Origin of the sequence: Psychrobacter sp. 1044, assembly GCF_904846525.1 — a bacterium.
Taxonomy (GTDB): Bacteria; Pseudomonadota; Gammaproteobacteria; order Pseudomonadales; family Moraxellaceae; genus Psychrobacter.
Window position 1 is genome coordinate 1 of the sequence record NZ_CAJHAZ010000020.1, and the last position, 23,121, is coordinate 23,121.

Sequence of the window (23,121 nt, forward strand, 5' to 3'; positions counted from 1 at the left end):
AAAAAATAATAATATATAGTTGTATTTATTTTTTAAAGATCATTTATAGATCAAATACAGATCTAAATTAATATTTTATAGGCGCAGCTAATGGAAATCAATAAAAAAGTAGCTAAACTTATTAGAAGGGTAGCTATTTCTGAAGGTAAGATAATTCTTGAAACGGATGAATTACCCGATACAGAGTATGCATTTTATTTATACCATAAAAATGGTACTGATAAGTTGTTTTATTCTCCTGAATCTCGAGTTAACTTTCAGATACCTATAGAAACGGGAGAGTATTCCGCTAGATTTTTTTATAGAACAAATGATGTGGTTGAAGTTTTTACTTTGTTCTTTGTAGTTGATAAGGATGAAAAAATATATAGCGCTGAGAAAGAATTAGTTATAGATGAGGATGGATTTGGATTTGATTACTACAATAACAATTCCTTAATTACTTTTGTTGTTTTTAATGGTGACGGGACTAAAATAAGTACTTTACCTTTCGGTTTAGGGTTCTTGATTAAGCTTGGCTTCAATGTTATTGGGGTAAGGCAAGATAATAATTGCTACCAGCTACTAAGCTACGAAAAATTTAGAGAAATAGTTCAACCAATTGTTAGAGGCAAAAAAACCTTCTTATATGGTAGTTCTTTAGGTGGTTATTGTGCTTTATATTATGCTGGAGCGATTAATGGAGTTGTAATAGCGGCAGCTCCTCGTAATCCTATTCATTCTTCGATAGAGAATATGACTACTGCAGTTGGTAAGCATGACTATTTACATGAAGATATGAAATCTAATCCCATTACTAGTAAATTTGCATTAGTTGTATTTGATCCTGAAAATAATGTTGACAAGGTTTTTTTTGACCAAGTAGTAGCTCCGAGCTATCCCAATCTAAAATTACTAGAAGCTCCTAATGCTGGACATGAGGTTTTATTACATTTGAATCATACTAGGCAATTAAAAAATATTATTATAAATATAGTAGAGGGTTTTTATGGAAATGTACGTCTTGATAACTCGCTAAAATCTCCTTATACTGATAAAAATTTAGCGTTCAAGCACTTCAAGAGTGGAAATTATAGAGAAACTATTTATTATGCTAGTAGTGCATTGAAAGAAAGTAGTAAAGTAAAACTAGATAAAGAGCTGGTTTCGATTATAAATCATTCACTCAGTAAAATTTGAATATTAAAAATAAGGTTTGACTATGTTTAATGTAATTATATCTACTGTAGAAAAAAAAGTCTTAGGGGAGTTTTTAGTTGATAGTTATTTTTTTGAACCATCTAAATATAACTATGCATTCTATTTATTTAAGGATGGTAAAAAAATAGATACTGTAGGCTATTCAAGTAATATGAAAGTTGATTTTGATATAAAAGGTATGAATGGAATATTTTATATCAGGGCTTATATTAAAGATGTAGTGCATAAAAATATAAGAGCTTACAATTCAGATAAGCTGTCAATTGATAGTTGGGAGATATAACTTTACAGATAGCATTAATAAGTAGTTATTTTGAATAGCAGTTGATAACCATCTTATAGTAATTTTTTAATTGTTTAAATGAGTAGATATAACATAATGAAAAACTTATTTACTTGTTTTAATAATATTAAAATAGCCTTAATAAGCGATGAGCTAACCTCTTTGGCATTGGACGAAAGCTCTGTAAAGGTTTTCCAAATTAAAAATAAGAACTGGTTTCAGGCATTTAAGATATTCAAACCTGACTTCATATTGGTCGAATCCGTATGGCGAGGGTATAAGGATGCATGGCGCTATAAGTTAGCCAATTACCCTGACTATCCTGAACGTAATAACGTTGAGCTACGCAAGCTTTTGGAAATGGCAGATAGATATAATATTCCAGCAGTATTTTGGAATAAAGAAGACGGCGCTCACTTTAATCGGTTTATTGATTCTGCCAGTTTATTCAAATATATACTGACGGTTGACTCGAACTGCGTTGAACGCTACCAAGCGATATTGGGTGATAAAGTAAAAGTAGGGGTCCTACCCTTTGCAGTACAACCTAAGTTTCATTATCCGGCTACATCACCACCGCGCTATCGTAAAAGCCTATTTATCGGTAGTTATAGTAAGCATATCCACAATGCTCGGCAACAGTGGCAGGACATGACATTTAGTGCTGCATCCCCCTATGGCTTGGATATCATCGATCGCAACTCAGATCGCAATCCAGATGTGTATCGCTATCCCGATTTACCTAACACGACAGTATTTCCTAATGTCCCCTATAATAAGACGGGTGATGTATACCGTCAGTATTCACACTGTATTAACGTCAATACCGTGACGGACTCGCCAAGTATGTTTTCTCGTCGATTAATTGAGATTATGGCATGTGGTCGCTTAGCGGTGAGCAATCCTAGCGTATCAGTCAGTACACGCTTTGAGGGGATGTGCGAGGTTATCGAAAGTCGTGAACAGGCGGATGAGTTATTTGCGCAGCTCTCTAAAGGCTATACCAAGCAGCAGATAGAGATGATGCGTTATGCGAGTGACCATGTATTAGAGAATTATAACTACGATCAATGGTTACAGCATATCGTAGATTTTATAGAGTTATAGATCGCTTCTATTATAAAAAGGTGCTTATATTATAAGTTATCAAGCATTACCCGCTAAATACAAAAACCTACCAGTAATTAATGGTAGGTTTTTTTGTGCGAGTTGAAAGCCTTAATTCAACCAATAACTAACTGCTCTAAGCTATTATTTTTCTCAGCTAAATTAGCAATCATCGATAATGCATGTGCTTGTTGGTCAACGACCTTATCTTTTGGCGTTGCAGCAGTACCATCTCGCAACCAATTATCATCGGTATCACTAACGTTTTGATTGTGCTGCTGATTTTGCAAATTATACCAAGCCAAATCATGATGGAGTGCGACCACGTCTCCCATAATGAGCAAGGCTGGCGTGGGTAGCTGGTTTTTTTCTTGCAACTCAACGATGTCGGCAAGCGTTCCCGTTAATACCTGCTGATTGGGCATACTGGCATTGGAGACGATGGCGATTGGGGTGTTGCTACTGCGCCCTGCATCAATCAAGCCTGTCGTCAAACGCGCCAGCGAATGCAATCCCATATAAAATACGACTGTTTCATCCGTATTCAAAAAGCTCTTAAAATTGCTATTGGGTGCGCCAGCCTTTAAAAATCCAGTGACAAAACGTACCGACTGCGAATGGTCACGATGAGTCAATGGAATACCGGCATAGCTTGCAGCAGCATTGGCAGCGGTAATACCAGGTACGACTTGATACGGGATACTGTGCGCACGCAAACTCTCAATTTCTTCGCCGCCACGCCCAAAGATGAAGGGATCACCACCTTTTAAGCGCACCACACGGCGACCTTCTTTAGCACTATTGACCAACAGTTCATTAATGCCTAATTGTGCTACTGCATGATTGCTGCGTTTTTTGCCAACAAACACTTTATCAGCATCACGGCGGCATAAATCCAATACTTGCGGTGAGACGAGCGCATCATAATAGACAATATCAGCCTGCTGCATGAGGCGCAGCGCTTTAAAAGTGAGCAGCTCTGGGTCACCTGGGCCTGCACCAACGATATAGACTTCGCCTACGTTATTCTGTAGGGTTTGAGGTTCTGTGGATATATCATTCTCTGTATGTTTTTCACTGATAAGTGATGCTGTTTTATCTAAATCGGCTTGTAATTGTGCCGCCGCTTCAGCTTCATTACCAGCAAACATCAGCTGACTGACTGGACCTTCAAATGCCTTTTCCCAAAACTGCCTGCGTCCTGTCAGCGTAGGTATTTTAGTTTTCACTTCGCTACGAAAATCCCCAGCAAGCTTTGCCAATTTACCATAGCCTTGTGGAATCAAGGTTTCGAGGCGAGCGCGTAATAGACGTGCCAACACTGGCGCTTTGCCGTTTGACGATATGCCAATCACGATTGGATTGCGATCAACAATCGCGGGGAAGATAAAATCGCACAAATGCGGCGTATCGACTACATTAACTGGAATGTTTAGCTCAGTGGCATCAGCATGTATTTGATGGTTAAGTGTCTCATCGTCAGTGGCAGCAATGATAACGCGTGCGCCTGTCATATAAGTTTTATTATAATTCTCATAAATCAGCTCATGCTTACTGTCACTGAGCAAGGCTTGTAGTTCAACACAGATATTTGGCGCAAGAACAGTGATGCACGCGCCAGCACGGCTGAGCAAATCCGCTTTACGTAGTGCCACATCGCCACCGCCAACAATCAGTGCTTTGCGACCTTCTAATTTAAAAAATAGGGGAAAGGTGTTCATAGGATTACCTGTAATTCATTCAATGTAAGGTATGTCGCTATTATGAGGTATCACAGGCATACGCTCACGTAGCGAATTGGCATTAGCATATTCGTTTTTGACATGTTGATGAGGGTTTTTGATGTAAAAGGGAATAGATTAGAATGTGCAGTCTTAGTCAATATAAGACATAATTTCAGTTTTGAAATTTAAATAGTGAAGATAAGAACCATGATTGCTAATAATAATTGCAGAAAACCAATAACACAGTCTTTTGCTATATTTGGATTATCCTTTGGTTTGATGCTAAATGGTCAAGCCGCAACCAATTTAGAGTCTAAATTAGAGAAAGACGATACAAAGGAAGTGGTGTATGAGAGCGAGAATGATTTTTATGAAGGGCTGGCAAGAATAGAGCAAGATAATAAATATGGTTTTATTGATAAGAATAATAAGATAGTCATTCCAGTTAAGTATGATGATGCCAATGCTTTTTTTAAAAGATTATCGCGAGTCAGCTTGAATGGTAAGTGGGGCTTAATTAACAAAATGAATGAACAAATAATCCCCATAGAATATGATGAAGTGAGTCCCAGCTTTGAATTTAGTCTAATAGCCGTCAGTAAAGGTGGGAAATGGGGTTACGTCAATAAAAAAAATAAAGTCGTTATTCCTATAATATATGATGAAGTAGGTGGATTTTCAGAGGGATTGGTTAGTGTACAAAAAGATGATAAGTGGGGCTTTATAAATGATAAAGGCAAGCCAGTCATACCGATAGAATACGATAATGTAAATTACTTAATAGAAGGTTTGGTTGCTGTTGCTAAAGATGGAAATTGGGGTTTATTGATAAAAAAGGCAATATCGTCATTCCTTTAATTTATAACTTGAGTGATGAGTTCTCTGAAGGTCTGGTAGCAGTTCATAAAAATGGTAAAGGTGGTTACCTAAATAAAGCAGGACAGACAATCATTCCCTTTGATTATGATCAAGTTGACTCCTTCCTTGACGGCAAAGCTTATGTTTATAAAGATGGCGAAGGCTACTTTATCGATAAACGAGGACAGCGACTGAATTGATTTAAAGAACCTATCGCTAAGCTAAAGTCTGATCTTGTGATGAACTTGGCCTATCACGTCAGGCATTTGCTTTATGTGATAGGCGTAAGAATATCAAACATCTTTAACCGGATGCCAAAATCTACTCAAACTCACTCAGCATCTTAGTCATACGGGCGTCTTTCTGTTGCCAAATATCCTCTAACCAATCAAACATCATTTTTTTGGTGGTTTCATCACGGTCATAGCCGCCGTCCATGATGGCAGCAAATAATTCATCTGGTATCTTTAAGCGAGTCACATCGACGCCCAAACGGCGAATATTACCTTTCCATAAATCATCATAGTCAGGCGCGCCGTCTGGGTAGACAATGGTCACGTCCAAGATAGAATCCAACTCATTGCCTAACGCATTAATTGCTAATGACAAACCGCCAGCCCGTGGTTTTAACAAATGCTGATAAGGGGATTTTTGTTGGTCATGTTTTTCTTTAGTAAAGCGCGTGCCTTCCAAATAGTTTAATAGCGCGAAAGGTTTGTCTTTTAATTGACGACAGGCACGCTTAGCCTCAAGCAAGTTTTGTTTTTTAAGCTCTGGATTCTTGGCCATCGCTTTGGCAGAAAAGCGCTTCATCATCGGAAAGTCTAAGAAATAAAAGGCTTGACCGATAACAGGAATATAAATCAGATTAAACTTGGTAAAAAACCGTGTCAGAGGCAGCGTATCTTGGCTGATATATTGCACAATGCTGGTATCAACCCATGATTGATGGTTGCTTACCAATAGATACTGCTTGTCTTCGCTCAGGTCGTCAGGCAGGTTAATGCGCCAGTCTTTATGAGGTAGCGCATGATCAATGACGGCGTTATTACTATTAATCCAGTATTTGGTAATCGCAATCAGCGCATCATCCGCAGCTTTTGCTCCTGTCAATACTTTTGCCGCTCCCAAAGTCCAGATGGGCAAACCCACCATCGCACTATTGGCCGTGAGAACACTCGTACCAGTTAAAAAAGAGGCGGCCTTGCCTACCGCTGGTAGCTTATCGTGCAGTTTTTCATAGAGTGAATCGATTTTTTTTATAAAAGACATAATAAATATCCATATTGATGAGCGCGAGTGCCTATAAGGAAATAAAAAAGGATGAGTAGCTTTGTCCATGATGTGGCTTTATAGCGTCGGTTTAATGCCGAGCAGCCACTGAGGCAAGCCATAGAATACCGCAATGTTAGACAATAAAACGTTCAAGAAACGTTAATTATTCAAATGCTGACTTCTTTATACAGATAGAGATATTAAAAAATAATAGAAAATTGTCTATTGAGCAGACTATTTGCTATAGTTTGGCGGCCTCTAATGAATACTTTACATAATAAGCTATTGTGAGGAAGATGTATGTCATGGTTCACCATAGCGTATGAAGCGAGCTGTTAAAGCAATAAACGGTAGTCAATATGATTGTAGTGCTAATCTAAGGTGTTAAACATTATTCCGCGTGGCGCCGCGCTAAGTTTAGCGTCTGCTTTGTTTGGCATACTTTTATTATTGGCTTTTGTACTGACTCATCAAATAAGCTGGTCGGTTCTTGGCATCTATCGCTACGATCTCTTGTTGGGATACGCTTTAATTATTCAAGTCTTTTTGGTTTATTTCAAATTAGAAACGCCGCGTGAGGTATGGGTCATTGCTATTTTTCATATCATGGCCATGGCAATGGAGCTGTTTTTAACCCATCCCAAAATTGGTTCTTGGTATTATCCTGAACCAGCAATTTTTAGAATTGCCACTGTGCCACTGTGCCACTTTTCGCTGGATTTATGTATTCGGCCGTAGGTAGTTTTTTAGCGCGTGGCTTAAGATTGTTTAATGCCTCTTTTACCGACTTACCAAGTTTACTATGGGTGAGTTTATTGGTTATTTTTTCTTATGCCAACTTCTTTACTAAGTTTTTTGTCCCTGATATTCGCAATATATTGTTCATCGCTTCAGTAGTTTTATTTTGGAAAACCAGAGTGTTTTTTCAAATCCATCACAAAAATAATCTTCAACTGCATGATACCAAGCAATATCAATGTCCATTTTTACCATTACTGTTGTTCCTCGCTTTTTTGGTTTGGTTGGCAGAAAATATTGCTACTTTTACCAATATTTGGCGTTATCCGTCACAAGCAAATGTATGGCATATGGTAGGTTGGGGTAAGCTGGGCTCTTGGTACTTATTACTGATGTTAAGTCTAGTGTTGGTTTTGGCAGTCATGGGTAAAAGGGATGAGAAAGGCGGTTGGCAGTTAGCTCAATAATTTTGATATTGTGTGTGTGTCCTCATTGTTTTGGCAGTAGCGCTAGCGCTTGGATTATAGATTCAAATTTTGTGGGACTGAATATTGAATCTACTATGACAATAAAAAAAACACCTCTTATATCTAAGAAGTGTTTTTATCGTAAAACTACGAAATACCTAAAGCTGCGTGTGCAAGCCACACTCACGGCTTTCTTCTACTTTCGTTGGATCAAAGTAATCAAATTCATTCGGTAAGTGATGCTCTTCGAGATAAACATCTAAATCGGCGTCAGTGTTTTCAAACAATGGTGCTACTTTTAAGACGCCATCTTTTGATAGGCTAAGTACATCAAGACCTTGGCGGAATTCGGTTTGATCTTTACGAATCGCATTAAACCAAACATCTGGCTTTAACTCATCTAGCGCACGGCGGAAGGGTTCCAGTTTTACTTGGTCAGTGAATTCATCATGCTGTGGGTTGTCGATACCTGGGATGCCGTTCATGGTCGCGTCACGATACGCCGCTGTTTGCTTAGGAATATAAGTGATGACGTTTAAGTTTAAATCACGGATGACTTTATTGGCAAATTGATAAGTGGCATCAGTATTGTAGCCTGAGTCTACCCACAATATGGTGATGTCAGGGCGCTGCTTGGCCACCAAATGCAGAATCGCTGACTCGTATGGGCGGAAGTTAGTCGTGATGATTGGGTTTTTCGCTTGGCTTAATGCCCACTCAACGATTTGCTCAGGCGACTTGCCTTGCAATGCTTGGTTGGCTTGGTCGAGGTCTAAACTTGGATGTAATTGGCTCATAATACCTTCCTTAATGGTTGTTAATATAAAAGTGTCGATTAAAAATTAAAATTTATGATCAGTGTTAAAGCTAGGCGATTGAGGGTTCTGACGGTTTAGCAAACATCGGTAAATCCGAAGCACTTTGTCCATCATAACTACTGGCAAGGGCAGTAAATGCTTGCTCAATACCGAATTTAGAGTCTGGCTGCATGTCATGCTCGCTCAATACAAAGCTATCAACACCCATGCGCAGTAGATATGCGATTTGATCACGGCCAAACGCGCCAGCCACCCGAATCTCGCCTTGGTAGCCAATTTGGCGTAGGGTACGTGCAAAGCTAAAATTGCGACCATCAGCGAATTTAGGTACATCAATCACGATAAGCGCCTGCGTTGATAAGAATTCACTAAGACCTTCTAACGCATCAGCATCGGTGTCAGCCGTCACCCACAATCCAAGGCGGCTACTGTGCTGTACAATCAGCTCATAAACCTCTTTGATCAGACCACCGACCTGCACGCCTGAGTTATCCAATAGATCAGAGAGCGGTACAATCACATCGGGCTTTTCTTGCCTTTGTAGCAACTCAAGCAACGTAATGTTTGTCGCTACAATACTTTCTGGTAGCGCGTCCGTAGTGAGCACATGCCAGTTATCTTGACTGCTGATATCTGTGCCATGACTGTCCAAAATATGATGATTAGCCATAGACCTTCTCCTTAAATGGATCAATACCAACGCGTTCAACCAATTGACCAAAGCTTTCGACATCATTGTCGGTACTGGCTCGCAGGTCTACATAGACATCGACGATCTGCTGTATGGTATTGGCAACCTCAAGAGCAGGGACAGATTTACCTAATATTTTGCCAAGTTTGGCATCGTCACTGGAATTGCCGCCAATGCTGATCTGATACCAATGCTCACCTTTTTTATCGACGCCCAAGATACCAATGTCACCTGTATGATGGTGCGCACACGCATTGATACAACCAGACATGTTTAAGCGAATCTCACCCAAATCATACAGATAGTCCAGATCATCGAACTGTTTTTCGATCTGTTCAGCGATGTTATGCGTGGTCGCATTAGCAAGCGAGCAGTAGTCCCAACCTGGGCAGACAATCATATCTGTTAAGGTATTAATATTAGCGCGTGCTAAATGCAACTCTGCTAGCTGCTGCCACAACTCATAAAGGTTATTGGCTTGCACATCTGCGAATACCAAATTCTGCTGATAAGTACCACGCAGTTCACCAAAGCTGTATTTGTCAGACAGATCAGCCAGTGCATCCATCTGTGACTCGCTGACATCACCAGAGGGCACATATTTGCCATCGACCAAGCCTGCTTTGAGCGAAATAACGACCGCACGATAACCAGCGACTTTATGCGCCACCGTGTTTTGGTTGTACCAGTTAGCAAAGTCCTTATCAGCGTTTAATTGCTGCTGTAAGTCCGACTGTACCTGTAGCGCATCAAACGACACATAGTCAGGCTCACTAAAAAAGCTGCTCGCCGTCGCAAAGTTCTCATTAGTTAAGGTAAGTGAACCATCTTTGGTGTGGGCTTCCCACTCAGCATTGACCAATTTGGCAAAGGCAGGGCCGCCCATGCTCTCGACCAAAATCTTGATACGTGATCGGTATTTACTGCCTTTATCACGGCGACCATGCAAGTTATAGACACGTAAGATAGCATCTAAATAGCTAAGCAGATGCTGACGCGGCAAGAACTTATTGATGACTTTACCCAAGACAGGAATACGTCCTAGACCGCCACCGACCAATACTTCAAAGCCAATCTCGCCTTCATCGTTGGTTTTGATATGCAGACCCACATCATGTACTTGGGTTGCCGCGCGGTCATCATTGGTCCCGATAACGGCAATCTTAAATTTACGCGGTAAAAAAGCAAACTCAGGATGGAAGGTTGACCACTGACGAATAATCTCACAATAGGGACGTGGGTCAGCGATTTCTTCTTTATGAATACCAGCATATGGATCGGTGGTGGTGTTACGAATACAGTTGCCCGAGGTTTGGATCGAGTGCATTTGTACTGATGCAAGCTCTGCCAAAATATCAGGCACGTCTTCTAGCTTTGGCCAATTCAGCTGGATATTGGTACGGGTAGTGAAGTGCCCATAACCTTTGTCATATTTACGAGTGATTTCAGCCAATTTTCGCAATTGGTAGCTGGCAAGTAGCCCGTAAGGAATAGCGATACGCAACATCGGGGCATAACGCTGAACATAAAGGCCATTTTGTAATCGCAGCGGCAAAAATTGCTCTTCTGGCAGCTCACCTGCCAAAAACCGTTCGGTCTGGTCGCGAAACTGAGCGACTCGTTCTTCTACCAAGGTTTGGTCAGCGTAATTATATTGATACATGACGTAATCTCAATTTTGTTTTTAGTCTTAAAAGCAGTGACGAAAATGATTTGCGTGTGTAATCGGTCTTATTGCCAGTCGCAAGGTAAACCATTCAGAGTCACATCATATAAGCTTGCGTCTATAAACATAAATTCCTTTAAGACATATGTATATCCAAACACAGCATAAATTTTCATAACGAAAGTTAGGTAGCCTATGCTTATCAAATTTATCACTACCCATAAAGGTTATAAATCAATATGACATCTATCACCTCTAAGCAACCATCAAAACTTGTTCCGCCGCATGGCAGCACTGAGCTTAAGCCACTATTGTTGAATGCTGAGGCACGCACTCAAGCATTGAAACTTGCCAGTACATTGCCGACCATTACTTTAAGCTCACGTGAGCGTGGTGATTTGATTATGTTCGGTATTGGCGGCTTTACGCCATTGAATGGCTTTATGAATCAAGCAGACTGGCAGGGTGTGGTTGATAATATGCGCTTGCAAAGTGGTGAAAACGCTGGTTTGTTTTGGCCAATTCCGATCACCTTGTCTGCACCAAAAGCGACTGCCGATAACTTAAACCAAGGAGATAAAGTAGCCTTGGTCGCTCAAGACGGCGAAATCATGGGTATCTTGACCGTAGAAGAAACCTATACCATCGATAAAGAGCATGAGTGTCAGCAAGTATTCACCACAACAGACCCAGAACATCCGGGCGTACAACAAGTTTTAGAGCAAGGCGAAGTCAATATCGCCGGTAGTGTCGAGGTATTGAGCGAAGGCGAGTTCCCAACCTTATATCCAGAAATCTACAAAACGCCAGCAGAAACCCGCGCTATTTTGGATGCTAAAGGTTGGAAAACAGTGGCTGCTTTCCAAACGCGTAATCCAATGCACCGCTCACATGAGTATTTGGCAAAAATTGCGATTGAGATCTGTGACGGCGTATTGATTCATTCATTGCTAGGGGCATTGAAACCTGGTGATATCCCAGCCGACGTCCGTCAAGAAGCCATTAAAACGCTAATTGATAATTACTTTAGACAAGACACCGTTATTCAAGCCGGTTATCCGCTAGATATGCGCTATGCCGGTCCACGTGAAGCACTACTGCATGCGGTATTCCGTCAAAACTATGGCTGTAGCCACTTGATTGTTGGTCGTGACCATGCTGGTGTCGGCGATTATTATGGGGCATTTGATGCGCAAACCATTTTTGAGCATGTGGGTAAAGATGATCTTATCACTCAACCACTCAAAATTGGCTGGACGTTCTGGTGTAATGCCTGTAATGCGATGGCTTCCGACAAGACTTGCCCGCATGAAGCGTCTGAACACGTTAAAGTATCAGGTACGAAGCTGCGTAAAGCGCTATCAGAAGATGAAGTGGTGCCAGAGAACTTTAGCCGTCCAGAAGTACTACAAATTTTGCGTGATTATTATGCTGGTATCGCAAGAGAGGAACGTGCTGAAGTGAAATTAGTAGGTGCCTCTGCGGTGTAAACCAAGATTATCAGCATAAAAAAAGGTGTCAGACTTATCGTCTGACACCTTTTTTTAATACTGGTTTTCAACGCCTCTTGCCTAAACTAGCGTTCGTTATCTATTAAATCTCTAAATCTGTTGTCAGCTTTTGATACTCACCAACCAATGTGCCACCGCCAGAGCAGAAGTAGTTAAGCGCGTATTTATCTTGACTATCAATAGTCAGTTTATCGTCCTTAAATTGAAAGAATGCCGTACTGTCATTGACTTTGCTTTGGAAAATAATGCCGTGCGCGTCATCTTGACCCATTAATGTCGCCTTGCCATCAAACTGGCAACTGGGCTTTTTAATATCGCTACGGGCGCGAACCTTTATGTTGATTTGCTGATCACTCTCTGCCCGTACCATGACGCCAACCCAATCATAGCCTTGCGCGCGCTTTTCATAACCTTCATCAGCATAATCTCCAACGACTGCTTGCACAGCTGGCATGACATCGGCTATCGGTTGTTTTATGGCTTGGTGATTCACGCTAGGTGTCACGTTATTACAGCCACTTAAGGCAAACAGAGCCGCCGATGTGGTGAAAAATACCGAAAAAAAGCGTGAGTGACGAGGTGGAGACATGATCATTTAAGTACCTTTGATAAAGGAGTGATTAAGAGGAATGGTCGTTATCTAAACGCAACGCCTAACAGCGTGGCTGTAAGGATATTAGAGATAGTATCGTTTACATAAAGGCTCGTCTATATAGTAAGCAATACCATTACTTACTCAAAAGTGTCTGCTCATCACTATAGCGCAAAATACTTAGAAAAAATAAGCCTTGTAAAATAATTAATAAAATGACTTATGCCAAGTTAACCACTCGATAAGCGCATTTGTCACTAAGCATTTGACTCTCATGCTGTTAGCATATTTCTCATTATCCATAGAACCGCATCCAAAGAATTATGAGCATTAATAAGATTGTTAATGCTGTGGAAAACGCTTCTATCAACATTATCGAGAGCACCCATGCAACCAGATAACAAAAGTATTCAGCAAATATCTCAAAAGCATCATTTTGCTAACCTCCATACACTTATTAAGGATAAAGAGACGCCAACGCCGCTCGCCAATATCAGTGTTAAAGTTGGTAGCGTACTAGCCTTTGCCATGCTAATGACAGGCTGTAATCCTACCGAAGCCACTCAACAAGACGGCTCGAACGCAACGGGTGATGCAAAAAATATCAGTTTATTAAATGTCTCTTATGATGTATCACGCGATTTTTATAAAGATTATAACGCTTTATTTAGCGCAGACTATCAGCAAAAGCATTCAGATAGTCAGGTAAATATTAACCAATCACATGGTGGCTCAAGCAAACAAGCATTGTCGGTTGCCAATGGTCTGCAAGCAGATGTAGTCACTTTAAACCAAGAAAGTGATATGAATCTGTTGGTTAAAAAAGGCTTGGTCACAGCTGACTGGCAGCAAGCGTTCCCGAACAATGCGGTGCCTTATACCAGTACCATGGTGTTATTGGTGCGCGATGGTAACCCCAAAAATATCAAAGACTGGTCGGACTTGGCGCGTAACGATATCGATGTCGTGATACCAAACCCGAAAACCAGTGGCACCGCGCGTTATGCGTTTTTGGGTGCCTATGGTTATGGATTACATCAATTTAAAGAAACGGTGCAAAGTCCTGCCAAAACGGATGATTTTATCAAAAAGCTACTGGCAAACGTGGTCACTTATGACAATGGCGCACGCGCCGCAACAACCAGCTTTACTCAGCGCGGACTGGGCGATGTGCTCATCACGACCGAAAATGAAGCACATTTAGCCGCCAAGCAATTTGCCAAAGGACAGGTCGATATCGTTTATCCCAGTTATTCTATTGTGATTGCTAACCCAGTGGCGGTCGTAACAGCCGTCACTGACAAGGGCGGCAAGACGGCAGCGGCGAATGCTTACTTAAAAGGCTTATGGGACACTCCAGCACAAGAGCTCATGGCAGAGATGTATATGCGTCCAAGTAACCCACAAGTGTTGGCAGCTCACAAAGCAACCTTGCCTGATATTGAGACTTTTGAGCCGGTAGCAGTATTTGGTTCTTGGGAGCAGATTATGGACACTTTCTTTGTCGATGGCGGGCGTTTCGATCAATTAGCTAGAGTGAAGTAGGGAGTCGTTTGTCAAGAGATCGTCAATGGCCTGATACATGCTCAAAGTGCTCAATTTGTATGAGCCAGAGCGGGTAGTTAGCAGGGTGTCAGCATTATGTATTAACGATACTATTTAAGTAATTGATAACCTTGTGTTTATCCCTTTGTTATTCCATTTTGGCAATAACATACGCATATTCATCATTAAACATAATAAGATGGCACTGTTAGCATACTTGCATTACTTAACAGATACCTTTGAGGGATTTATGACATACGCTTTGCACTATCAACAAAAAAGTAAAAAACGTAACGTCTTGAGCATTGCAGGCGTTGCATTAACCTTGGGGCTGGCTGGCTGTAGCAATAGCGAGACAGAGACGACTGCTAATGCAGATGGCACAGTTGCCACAGAAGGTCAAAATATTGAGCTGCTGAACGTCTCTTATGATGTGGCACGTGACTTTTATAAAGACTACAACCCATTATTCGTTGAGCACTATAAAGCGGAAAATCCAAACAGCAATATCCTAATCAAGCAGTCACATGGTGGCTCAAGTAAACAAGCGCTGTCAGTTGCCAATGGTCTGCAAGCAGATGTCGCCACCATGAACCAAGGCTCTGATATTGAGCTGCTTGAGAAAAAAGGCTTGGTTGAGTCAGATTGGGAAAGTAAATTCCCAGACAATGCCGTCCCTTTTACCAGTACCATTGTATTCCTAGTCCGTAAAGACAATCCAAAAGGTATCAATGACTGGGAAGATTTGACCAAAGAAGGCGTTGAGATCGTCATGGCCAATCCAAAAGTGACCGGTAATGGTCGTTATGCGTTCTTGGGCGCTTATGGTTATGGCTTACATGCTTTTGATAAAAACGAGACCAATGCCAAAAACTACGTGAAAGACATGCTTAAAAACGTCAAAGTTTATGAGAATGGTGGGCGCGCTGCGACCACCACTTTCGTTCAGCGTGGTATCGGTGATGTCCTAGTGACTTTTGAAAATGAAGCCAACCTTGCCGCAACTGATTTTGGTGCTGGTAAAGTAGACATCGTTTATCCTAAATACTCTATTAAATCAGAAAGCCCTGTTGCGATTGTCAAGTCAGTGACAGATAAAAAAGGCACAACGGATGCCGCAAAATCTTATCTTGACTACTTATGGAGCGAGCCTGCTCAGCAGCTAGCAGCCAATCTATACTTGCGTCCTAGCGTCAAAAGCGTCCTTGATAAAAATGGTGATAAATTACCACCAATCGAAACCTTCCGTCCAAATGATGCCTTTGGCACGTGGGATGAGATTATGGGTACTTACTTCAGTGATGGCGGCGTATTCGACCAGCTCGCCATTAACGCACCGCAGTAATCACTTGCTAAGTGCATAAGAGAAGCTACTGCGCTAGCAAATGCAGTCAGTTGCACCATTAGTCATGCAGAACCCATAAAGGACATGGTCATATACGCTATGTCCTTTAGACCGTAAGCATACTAATAACTACCTGATAGCGTGGTTTTATGGACGACATTATCGTTAAATGCTTTCTGTTAAGTGCTCTTTTTAAGTATCAATAGTGAAAACCCACGTTAAGCAATAACAATAAATAGTAATCATCGCTAAGTACGATTGGTTAGGCAATAGGATATCATTATGAGTGCAAAAACATCTCCTGCCAGCAAAGCCCCTGCAAAAAAAGGGTGGTTAACACGTTTGCGCCAACGCAATGTGCTGCCAGGGTTCGGCCTGAGCATGGGTATCACGGTCTTTAGCTTGTCGCTATTGGTGGTATTACCGTTTGCCATGATGGCCTACACCACGACTCAGATGGGTTGGACTGGATTCTGGGAGACGATTAGTCAACCGCAAGTCACTGCTGCTATCAAGCTAAGCTTATGGATGTCGTTTTTGGCGATGCTCACCAATATGGTGTTTGGCACATTGGTCGCTTGGGTGCTCGTACGCTACGAGTTCTGGGGTAAGTCGTTGATTAATGCGCTAGTTGATTTACCATTTGCATTACCAACGGCGGTCACGGGCATTTCGCTTGCGACCCTTTATGCCCCTAATGGTTTGATTGGTCAGTGGTTTGATAAATTTGGCATTCAGGTCGCCTTTACACCTATAGGTATTTGGCTCGCCTTGGTTGTGGTCAGTTTCCCCTTTATTGTCCGTGCGGTACAGCCTGTACTCGCTGAGCTATCGGTTGAATTTGAAGAGGCAGCCGCGGTATTGGGTGCCAATCGTTTCACGACGTTTCGCAAAGTAATTTTGCCAGAGCTGTTGCCCGCTTTACTCATGGGTGCAGGCATGATGTTTGCCCGTGCCACTGGCGAGTACGGTTCGGTTATCTTTATCGCTGGCAATATCCCCATGCAATCAGAGATTTTACCGCTCATTATTATTAGTAAACTAGAGCAGTTTGATGTTCAAGGAGCTTCTGCGGTTGCATTATTTATGCTACTGATCTCATTTGTGATCTTATTGACCATTAACATCATGCAGTGGAAACTGTCGCGCCGTGTAGGAGCTCGCTAATGCAAATATCTAATAGCTACGACTACCAAAGCAACGCAGCGACTAAAGATACGCCATGGATACGTCTTACCTTTATCGTCATCGCAGTGCTATTTATGGTCATCATGTTGGTCATTCCGTTGCTGGCTGTGTTCTATGAAGCCTTTAAAGGTGGCTGGCAGTTGTATATTGCCTCGCTGGTTGATCCAGAAGCCCTGCAAGCCATTAAACTGACGTTAATTACCGCGGCTATCGTCTTGCCGATTAATATGGTAATGGGTATCGCAATCGCATGGTTAGTGACGCGCTATCAGTTTAAAGGTAAGCAGCTGGTCACCACTTTGCTTGATCTGCCATTTTCAGTATCACCCGTCGTGGCAGGTTTGATGTTTGTTTTACTATTCGGACTCAATTCCACCATTGGCGGCTGGCTTGAAAGCATGGGATTCCAAGTTATTTATGCGGTTCCAGGTATTGTATTGGCAACGCTGTTTGTTACTTTCCCTTTTGTAGCACGTGAGCTGATACCGCTGATGCAGACGCAAGGCGACTCTGAAGAGCAAGCGGCATTGACCTTGGGCGCAACTGGTTGGCAGACGTTTTGGCATGTGACATTACCCAATATCAAATGGGCACTACTTTATGGTTTGATTTTGACCAATGCGCGGGCAATGGGTGAGTTTGGGGCGGTGAGTGTGGTATCTGGTCATATTCGCGGCGAGACCAACACCATGCCACTACTGGTTGAGATTGCTTACAATGATTATAACTTTACCGCCGCTTTTGCCTTGTCAAGCCTACTTGCCGCGCTGGCGCTCGTGACGTTGCTTATTCAACAAGTCATGACTAAGCTACAAGAGCGCAAATTTGCCAAGTCCGAACGGCTGGCAAGTGTGCCTGAATTACTGGTAAATGCCAACGCTACTAAGGCTACCAATACTACTGATGCAACAACCGCTGAAATTTCGGATAAGTAATACTATCTACACTTGGTCTGAAAGGGCTGGCATTAGATTTAATTTAATAATGTAAATGCGGTAACTAAAAAATCTGCCACGATACCAAAGATATAATAAGAGAACCCATTATGAGCATCGAGATTCGCAACGTTAATAAAAAATTCGGTCAGTTTACCGCCTTAGATAATATCAATATCACCGTGCCGACTGGCAAGCTGACCACTTTGCTGGGACCATCAGGCTGTGGCAAAACGACGTTGCTACGCATTATCGCCGGCTTAGAATATGCTGACTCAGGGCAGATATTGTTTGATGAGATGGATGTGACCAATACGCCAGTGCAAAAGCGCCATATTGGCTTTATGTTTCAGCATTACGCATTGTTTCGTCATAAAAATATCGCCGATAATGTCGCCTTTGGACTGACCTTGTTACCAAAGAATGAGCGACCGAGTAAGGCAGATATCAATAAGCGCGTTGCCGAGCTATTAGACTTGGTGCAGCTACCACAAGTGGCCAATGCTTATCCGCATCAATTATCAGGCGGTCAGCGTCAACGGATTGCGCTGGCTCGCGCCTTAGCAGTGAAGCCAAAATTATTGTTGCTCGATGAGCCTTTTGGCGCACTCGATGCCAAGGTACGTAAAGAGCTGCGCACTTGGTTAAAGAACATCCACCATGAGCTTGGTATTACCAGTATCATGGTCACTCACGATCAAGAAGAAGCCCGCGCCGTCTCAGATGAGATCGTGGTCATGAATCAAGGGCGGGTAGAGCAGGTAGGCACATCGGAGGAGCTGATACACCAGCCAGCCAATGCGTTTATCAGTGATTTTTTAGACTTAGCATAGTGAAATTTGGTGCAGTTTTTCTATTATCACCCATAAAAAAAGACCTATTTATTGTAGGTCTTTTTTTATGGGTTAAAGCAGGTCTCAATTTCATTTGGTATCTAGCATTATTGAGATCAAATGTTGATAGCAATAATGCTAGATAGTTATCATATCTCAGCAGGCTTGGACATATCGAGGTCTTTGCTAGATATTTGCTTATAAGTAATATCCAAAATCTCTTGGCACCATTCTGGCAAGTCGTCAGCGACTTCATACCACATCCACGTACCGTCGCGAACACAGCTTAAAATACCGAGTTTCTTTAAATGGTTCAAATGACGCGATATCGTTGGCTGTGGTTGATCTAGTATTTCTACCAACTCACCAACACAGCGCGATTCTTTGTTAAATAGAATTTGAAATATTTTTAAGCGCGTCGGGTCAGATAAGACTTTAAATAACTCGATAGGTCGTATCGTAAAATTATTATCAGACATAGAACAATTCCAATTGGGCTTTGTTAATAGGGGTTCAATATAACAGCAGTTATCTACAAAATCGATTAAAAAATGGGCTAAATTACAGTTCGTCGTTAATTTACTACCTTTCATCATATTCGGTTACACGCACGCTTATATTCACTTACATCAATTAACTGTGTGCAATATAACTCTACTTTGATGACTGTACTTTTATACCAATAATATATCAAATGCTATTGCAAATGATAATAGTTATCGTTATTATACATCAAGCCATAAAAATGACCGTGAATATCAAGACAGACACTCTACTCACCATTTTTATCATCAATGCACTAAATTTATGAGCAATAAAAGCAGTTACCGAATAGCGGTATTCAGAGGAGCCAGACCATGTACGTATGCATCTGTAATGACGTAAAAGAAAAGCAAATCAAAGCAGCCATTGCTTCAGGTATCGATACCCTTGACGGTCTAAAAGATACCCTCGATGTTGCGACTTGCTGTGGCTGCTGCGAACCAATGGTTAACGATTACCTAGATGAGCATCATGCGAGACTCGATGTCTTGGCTTACGCTGTTTAAACGTTATCAAACCAGAGATTTACTACCCAGCTGTTCATCACCTCATTACACCAATATCACTAGTACGCCTCGATACCACATACATTCAATATTCCGCACTTATCCTTTGGTCATTATACATAAAGGGTAAGTTGCGAGCGTCCATATAACTTTACCTATACACCTACTACAATGATATTGAGCATCATTAGCAGCCATTGTTGCGATAAACCAGTGGCTACTAAAGCTAGCTAATTATGATTCTCAATTAGCATCTTATTCTTAGTTCATAACATTACAAGCTGTATAGCGCCTATATGCTACTATATCTGTCTCACGTTGTAAGACGTTTTGTTGATTGTGATCTTTACTGATCAGTTTACCAATAGTACTATCCTTATATGGGTAATTATGAATGTACGTTGATCTGTAAAATATAAATAGGGGAGTATAGGTTATGATAGGTAGCCCAAAAGTCATTGATTATTTGAATTTTTTGTTAGGCGGTGAGCTTGCTGCCCGTGACCAGTATTTTATTCACTCAGAAATGTATGCTGAGTGGCATTATGGCAAATTGTACGACCGTATCCATCATGAGATGGCAGATGAGACGCTACATGCCCAATCTATTATTCGCCGTATCCTAATGCTGAGCGGCACGCCGAAAATGACGGTCAATGCCATCAATATCGGCGCGACAGTTCCTGAAATGCTGCAACTTGACCTTGAGCTAGAGTATCAAGTACAACAGCACTTAAAAGACGGTATTGCCCTCTGTGAAGCAGAGCGCGATTATGTCACGCGTGAGATGTTGGTAGAACAACTAAAAGACACTGAAGAAGATCATGCGCATTGGCTTGAGCAACAGTTGCGCTTAATCGACATGATCAGTCTGCCCAATTATCTGCAAAGCCAAATGGCAGAAGTCGCTCCTAATCTTGTTTAATATCAAGAAGATATGAACAATAACCATAGTATTTAGTATAAATAACGACATGAAAGGGAGAGAGATAATGAAAGGGGATAAAGAGGTTATTCGCGCTTTAAATAAAGTGCTCGGACAGTCATTGATTGCCATCAACCAGTACTTCTTGCATGCGCGCATTGCGCGTCATTGGGGATTAGAAACTCTCAATGAGAGTTTCTACAAACAATCCATCGCTGAGATGAAATGGTCTGATGAGCTGATTGCCCGGATTTTATTGCTAGGCGGTTTACCAAATTTGCAAGATTACGGCAAGATGTTCATCGGTGAAGATGTGCCAGAGATTATCGAATGCAATTTGCGCCTAGAAAAACAAAAATTCGATATCATTGCCGATGCCATTACTTTATGCGAAACAAAGTCTGACTATGTGTCGCGCCAGCTATTGGTGACGCTAAAAGATGGTAATGAAGAGTATCAAGACTGGTTAGAGACTCAAGAAGACTTGATCGAAAGCATTGGGGTTGAGCGCTATATCCAATCACAAATGGATGATGACGCGCCTTAATGGTTCATTGTTGATGCAATGAACCGTACTGTGCTCTAAAAATGCCAGCGTGTCGTGTGGTTTATAATCACTCACATGCTGGCATTTTTATGTCTCATATTTGACAATGCGTGCTATCTGCACTGCTGACAAAATCAACGCTTAATCAATATTTTTCAAACTCTTTATTCAAAATCTAAATATCAGCGGCTCAGTATAAGCCGCGCCCATCTTCGGGCTTAAGTCGTAAGAAGTACAACCCCGAGAGAATGGTTAAGACCCCAAGTATCCAATAGGTGGTTTGAAACGCTGTCAGCGTATCCATTTGTAGGCGTTCACGTAACAGCGTCAGTACCGCTGCCCCAAAAGCAATACCGAAACTAATCGCTAACTGCTGATTGACCGCCATCAAGCTATTGCCGCTACTGGTTTGAGCGCCTTCTAAATCACCGATAGTAATCGTATTCATCGCGCTGAATTGCATAGAATTACAAGCGCCCATTATGGTCAAAATAGGGATAAACCATAACCACTGTGAGGCATCGGTAAACTGTGCCAACACAATGATGAGCGTGCCCATCAAAAACGTGTTGAAGACCAGTACTTTGCGATAAGTATAACGCTGAATAATTTTACTGACCCAGGGTTTAATCCCGATAGCACCGACCGCGATGGGCGCGAGGAGCCAACCTGCCTGCGATGGTGAATATTCAAACACCACTTGCAGCACCAGCGGCAGCAAAAACGGTACAGCGCTAATACCTAAACGCGTGAATAGGTTACCAGTGATGCCAATACGAAAGGTTCGAATGTCAAACAAACTCAAGGGGAACAACGGTGCTTGACGACGCTTGGCGTGCCAGATATAAGCGCCGATCAATAAACTGGCCACCAAACTAAGCAGCAACCCATAAAACCCTCGACCAGTCTGTGAGCCGAACTCTACAGCAAGCGTAAACCCACAAGCCGCTGCCGCAAACAATAAAAATCCTGTCCAATCAAGCCGCTTGGTATCCTCAAATAGTGCCGGAACCAGTTTTTTTCCCATGATAAAGCCAAAAATACCCATCGGTATATTGATCAAAAATATCCAATGCCAACTGGTATATTGTACGATATAGCCACCTAAGACCGGTCCTACTAGCGGTGCTACCAAAGCAGGAATAACCGCAAAGTTCATAACGGTCAGCAGCTTATTGCGTGGGTAGGATTTGACCAATATTAAGCGAGCCACAGGCGTCATCATCGCCCCGCCAATACCTTGTATAACCCGTGAGCCAATCAAAAAATCCAACGTTGGTGACGCAGCACATAGCAGTGAGCCAATACAAAAGATAATAATCGCTGCCAAAAATACTCGGCGCGTGCCGTATTTATCCGCCAAAAAACCACTGATGGGAATAAATATAGCCAAAGTTAGCGCATAACTGATCACCGCCCACTGCATTTTTAATGGAGACTCACCCAGCGCCTGTGCCATCTGTGGTAATGAGGTATTTAATATAGTGGCATCCAAAATTTGCATAAATAGCGCCACCGCTAGCACATAGGGCAAGTATTTATCTTGTGTCGGGGTTAGCGTTACCATGTAAATCTCATTAGATATCCCATCATAAAATGAACAAAATAGTCTATGGACGACTAATTCGCTATACCAACCGAGTAGTATAAGAAAGACTCAATCATAATAAAAGGGAATCAAAGTAACGGCTGGCGGTTGAGGTTATAGAATTCTGTGTTTAGAGGTAATAATATTAACACTGCTTACAAGAGAGGACTTTAATATCAGGGTTGGTTATCGTTATAGTAAACCCTCGCTAACGACTTAAGCCAACAGATATGCAG

General features: G+C 41.8%; 21 protein-coding genes and 2 pseudogenes. 15 read left to right on the forward strand and 8 right to left on the reverse strand.

What is annotated here, in order from left to right:
* Window positions 1-90: 90 nt before the first annotated feature.
* The 3 genes from JMX82_RS12250 to JMX82_RS12260 all read left to right on the forward strand — a co-directional run bounded on the left by JMX82_RS12250 (window position 91) and on the right by JMX82_RS12260 (window position 2,590).
* Entirely contained in the window at window positions 91-1,179 is a 1,089-nt protein-coding gene (locus JMX82_RS12250; protein ID WP_201540738.1) for an alpha/beta hydrolase family protein, read from the forward strand.
* A 22-nt stretch (window positions 1,180-1,201) separates the two neighbouring features.
* Entirely contained in the window at window positions 1,202-1,483 is a 282-nt protein-coding gene (locus JMX82_RS12255; RefSeq protein WP_201540739.1) for a hypothetical protein, read from the forward strand.
* 96 nt (window positions 1,484-1,579) lie between these two features.
* Window positions 1,580-2,590: a glycosyltransferase gene (locus JMX82_RS12260; protein WP_201540740.1), complete on the forward strand. Its 1,011-nt coding sequence runs from the start codon at window positions 1,580-1,582 to the stop codon at window positions 2,588-2,590.
* Between the two features lie 116 nt (window positions 2,591-2,706).
* On the opposite strand, the gene cysG is transcribed toward JMX82_RS12260, so the two are convergent.
* Window positions 2,707-4,311 carry a siroheme synthase CysG gene (cysG, locus tag JMX82_RS12265; protein ID WP_201540741.1) on the reverse strand — a complete coding sequence of 535 codons (1,605 nt, stop codon included), beginning with the start codon at window positions 4,309-4,311 and terminating at the stop codon, window positions 2,707-2,709.
* Between the two features lie 210 nt (window positions 4,312-4,521).
* On the opposite strand from cysG, the gene JMX82_RS12270 reads away from it, so the two are divergent.
* Entirely contained in the window at window positions 4,522-5,172 is a 651-nt protein-coding gene (locus JMX82_RS12270; protein WP_201540742.1) for a WG repeat-containing protein, read from the forward strand.
* Entirely contained in the window at window positions 5,130-5,372 is a 243-nt protein-coding gene (locus JMX82_RS12275) for a WG repeat-containing protein (protein ID WP_201540743.1), read from the forward strand. The genes JMX82_RS12270 and JMX82_RS12275 overlap by 43 nt, the downstream gene beginning before the upstream one ends.
* Before the next feature lie 121 nt (window positions 5,373-5,493).
* Here JMX82_RS12275 and JMX82_RS12280 read toward each other — a convergent pair whose 3' ends face one another.
* On the reverse strand, window positions 5,494-6,444 hold the full coding sequence (locus JMX82_RS12280; protein WP_201540744.1) for an acetyltransferase: 951 nt from the start codon (window positions 6,442-6,444) through the stop codon (window positions 5,494-5,496).
* Between the two features lie 384 nt (window positions 6,445-6,828).
* Between JMX82_RS12280 and JMX82_RS12285 the strand changes: the two are divergent.
* Window positions 6,829-7,652: pseudogene (locus JMX82_RS12285) on the forward strand (DUF817 family protein).
* A 158-nt stretch (window positions 7,653-7,810) separates the two neighbouring features.
* On the opposite strand, the gene JMX82_RS12290 reads toward JMX82_RS12285, so the two are convergent.
* The 3 genes from JMX82_RS12290 to JMX82_RS12300 all read right to left on the reverse strand — a co-directional run bounded on the left by JMX82_RS12290 (window position 7,811) and on the right by JMX82_RS12300 (window position 10,824).
* Window positions 7,811-8,449 carry a phosphoadenosine phosphosulfate reductase family protein gene (locus JMX82_RS12290; protein ID WP_201540745.1) on the reverse strand — a complete coding sequence of 213 codons (639 nt, stop codon included), beginning with the start codon at window positions 8,447-8,449 and terminating at the stop codon, window positions 7,811-7,813.
* A gap of 70 nt (window positions 8,450-8,519) precedes the next feature.
* Entirely contained in the window at window positions 8,520-9,140 is a 621-nt protein-coding gene (locus JMX82_RS12295) for a DUF934 domain-containing protein (protein WP_201540746.1), read from the reverse strand.
* A complete protein-coding gene (locus tag JMX82_RS12300) occupies window positions 9,133-10,824 on the reverse strand; it encodes a nitrite/sulfite reductase (RefSeq protein WP_201540747.1) in 1,692 nt (563 codons plus the stop codon). Before JMX82_RS12300 ends, JMX82_RS12295 begins: the two co-directional genes overlap by 8 nt.
* A gap of 242 nt (window positions 10,825-11,066) precedes the next feature.
* Between JMX82_RS12300 and sat the strand changes: the two genes are divergently transcribed.
* On the forward strand, window positions 11,067-12,317 hold the full coding sequence (gene sat / locus JMX82_RS12305; protein WP_201540748.1) for a sulfate adenylyltransferase: 1,251 nt from the start codon (window positions 11,067-11,069) through the stop codon (window positions 12,315-12,317).
* Between the two features lie 103 nt (window positions 12,318-12,420).
* Here sat and JMX82_RS12310 read toward each other — a convergent pair whose 3' ends face one another.
* The gene (locus JMX82_RS12310) at window positions 12,421-12,927 is read right to left on the reverse strand and encodes a hypothetical protein (RefSeq protein WP_227676745.1); all 507 of its coding nucleotides are present in this window, start codon (window positions 12,925-12,927) and stop codon (window positions 12,421-12,423) included.
* Window positions 12,928-13,317: 390 nt separating this feature from the next.
* On the opposite strand from JMX82_RS12310, the gene JMX82_RS12315 reads away from it, so the two are divergent.
* The 5 genes and pseudogenes from JMX82_RS12315 to JMX82_RS12335 all read left to right on the forward strand — a co-directional run.
* Window positions 13,318-14,475: a sulfate ABC transporter substrate-binding protein gene (locus JMX82_RS12315; RefSeq protein ID WP_265089326.1), complete on the forward strand. Its 1,158-nt coding sequence runs from the start codon at window positions 13,318-13,320 to the stop codon at window positions 14,473-14,475.
* A gap of 250 nt (window positions 14,476-14,725) precedes the next feature.
* A complete protein-coding gene (locus JMX82_RS12320) occupies window positions 14,726-15,820 on the forward strand; it encodes a sulfate ABC transporter substrate-binding protein (RefSeq protein ID WP_201540749.1) in 1,095 nt (364 codons plus the stop codon).
* A 282-nt stretch (window positions 15,821-16,102) separates the two neighbouring features.
* Entirely contained in the window at window positions 16,103-16,987 is an 885-nt protein-coding gene (gene cysT / locus JMX82_RS12325; RefSeq protein WP_045448154.1) for a sulfate ABC transporter permease subunit CysT, read from the forward strand.
* A complete protein-coding gene (gene cysW / locus JMX82_RS12330) occupies window positions 16,987-17,943 on the forward strand; it encodes a sulfate ABC transporter permease subunit CysW (protein WP_087814244.1) in 957 nt (318 codons plus the stop codon). Before cysT ends, cysW begins: the two co-directional genes overlap by 1 nt.
* Before the next feature lie 110 nt (window positions 17,944-18,053).
* Window positions 18,054-18,773: pseudogene (locus JMX82_RS12335) on the forward strand (sulfate/molybdate ABC transporter ATP-binding protein); the annotation flags it as partial.
* Between the two features lie 152 nt (window positions 18,774-18,925).
* Here the strand turns inward: JMX82_RS12335 and JMX82_RS12340 are convergent.
* Complete coding sequence (locus tag JMX82_RS12340; protein WP_045447327.1) at window positions 18,926-19,255, reverse strand: ArsR/SmtB family transcription factor; 330 nt, start codon at window positions 19,253-19,255, stop codon at window positions 18,926-18,928.
* Between the two features lie 378 nt (window positions 19,256-19,633).
* Between JMX82_RS12340 and JMX82_RS12345 the strand changes: the two genes are divergently transcribed.
* From JMX82_RS12345 to bfr (JMX82_RS12355), 3 genes are all read left to right on the forward strand, one after another.
* Entirely contained in the window at window positions 19,634-19,825 is a 192-nt protein-coding gene (locus tag JMX82_RS12345; RefSeq protein WP_045447323.1) for a bacterioferritin-associated ferredoxin, read from the forward strand.
* A 436-nt stretch (window positions 19,826-20,261) separates the two neighbouring features.
* Window positions 20,262-20,750, forward strand: coding sequence for a bacterioferritin (gene bfr, locus JMX82_RS12350; RefSeq protein ID WP_201540750.1), 489 nt, complete (start codon window positions 20,262-20,264; stop codon window positions 20,748-20,750).
* Window positions 20,751-20,817: 67 nt separating this feature from the next.
* Window positions 20,818-21,297, forward strand: a complete 480-nt coding sequence (bfr, locus tag JMX82_RS12355) for a bacterioferritin (protein ID WP_201540751.1) — start codon at window positions 20,818-20,820, stop codon at window positions 21,295-21,297.
* 190 nt (window positions 21,298-21,487) lie between these two features.
* On the opposite strand, the gene JMX82_RS12360 is transcribed toward bfr (JMX82_RS12355), so the two are convergent.
* Entirely contained in the window at window positions 21,488-22,864 is a 1,377-nt protein-coding gene (locus tag JMX82_RS12360; RefSeq protein ID WP_201540752.1) for a DHA2 family efflux MFS transporter permease subunit, read from the reverse strand.
* Between the last annotated feature and the right edge of the window lie 257 nt (window positions 22,865-23,121).

Excerpts from the sequence above, each read along its gene's own strand:
- JMX82_RS12300 (WP_201540747.1), bottom strand. The coding sequence starts at position 10,824 with ATGTATCAATATAATTACGCTGACCAAACCTTGGTAGAAGAACGAGTC.
- JMX82_RS12280 (WP_201540744.1), bottom strand. The coding sequence starts at position 6,444 with ATGTCTTTTATAAAAAAAATCGATTCACTCTATGAAAAACTGCACGAT.
- JMX82_RS12270 (WP_201540742.1), top strand. The coding sequence starts at position 4,522 with ATGATTGCTAATAATAATTGCAGAAAACCAATAACACAGTCTTTTGCT.
- JMX82_RS12360 (WP_201540752.1), bottom strand. The coding sequence starts at position 22,864 with ATGGTAACGCTAACCCCGACACAAGATAAATACTTGCCCTATGTGCTA.
- JMX82_RS12310 (WP_227676745.1), bottom strand. The coding sequence starts at position 12,927 with ATGTCTCCACCTCGTCACTCACGCTTTTTTTCGGTATTTTTCACCACA.
- cysW (WP_087814244.1), top strand. The coding sequence starts at position 16,987 with ATGCAAATATCTAATAGCTACGACTACCAAAGCAACGCAGCGACTAAA.
- JMX82_RS12250 (WP_201540738.1), top strand. The coding sequence starts at position 91 with ATGGAAATCAATAAAAAAGTAGCTAAACTTATTAGAAGGGTAGCTATT.
- JMX82_RS12290 (WP_201540745.1), bottom strand. The coding sequence starts at position 8,449 with ATGAGCCAATTACATCCAAGTTTAGACCTCGACCAAGCCAACCAAGCA.
- JMX82_RS12340 (WP_045447327.1), bottom strand. The coding sequence starts at position 19,255 with ATGTCTGATAATAATTTTACGATACGACCTATCGAGTTATTTAAAGTC.
- JMX82_RS12295 (WP_201540746.1), bottom strand. The coding sequence starts at position 9,140 with ATGGCTAATCATCATATTTTGGACAGTCATGGCACAGATATCAGCAGT.
- JMX82_RS12315 (WP_265089326.1), top strand. The coding sequence starts at position 13,318 with ATGCAACCAGATAACAAAAGTATTCAGCAAATATCTCAAAAGCATCAT.
- bfr (WP_201540750.1), top strand. The coding sequence starts at position 20,262 with ATGATAGGTAGCCCAAAAGTCATTGATTATTTGAATTTTTTGTTAGGC.
- sat (WP_201540748.1), top strand. The coding sequence starts at position 11,067 with ATGACATCTATCACCTCTAAGCAACCATCAAAACTTGTTCCGCCGCAT.
- JMX82_RS12255 (WP_201540739.1), top strand. The coding sequence starts at position 1,202 with ATGTTTAATGTAATTATATCTACTGTAGAAAAAAAAGTCTTAGGGGAG.
- JMX82_RS12345 (WP_045447323.1), top strand. The coding sequence starts at position 19,634 with ATGTACGTATGCATCTGTAATGACGTAAAAGAAAAGCAAATCAAAGCA.
- JMX82_RS12260 (WP_201540740.1), top strand. The coding sequence starts at position 1,580 with ATGAAAAACTTATTTACTTGTTTTAATAATATTAAAATAGCCTTAATA.
- bfr (WP_201540751.1), top strand. The coding sequence starts at position 20,818 with ATGAAAGGGGATAAAGAGGTTATTCGCGCTTTAAATAAAGTGCTCGGA.
- cysT (WP_045448154.1), top strand. The coding sequence starts at position 16,103 with ATGAGTGCAAAAACATCTCCTGCCAGCAAAGCCCCTGCAAAAAAAGGG.
- JMX82_RS12320 (WP_201540749.1), top strand. The coding sequence starts at position 14,726 with ATGACATACGCTTTGCACTATCAACAAAAAAGTAAAAAACGTAACGTC.
- cysG (WP_201540741.1), bottom strand. The coding sequence starts at position 4,311 with ATGAACACCTTTCCCCTATTTTTTAAATTAGAAGGTCGCAAAGCACTG.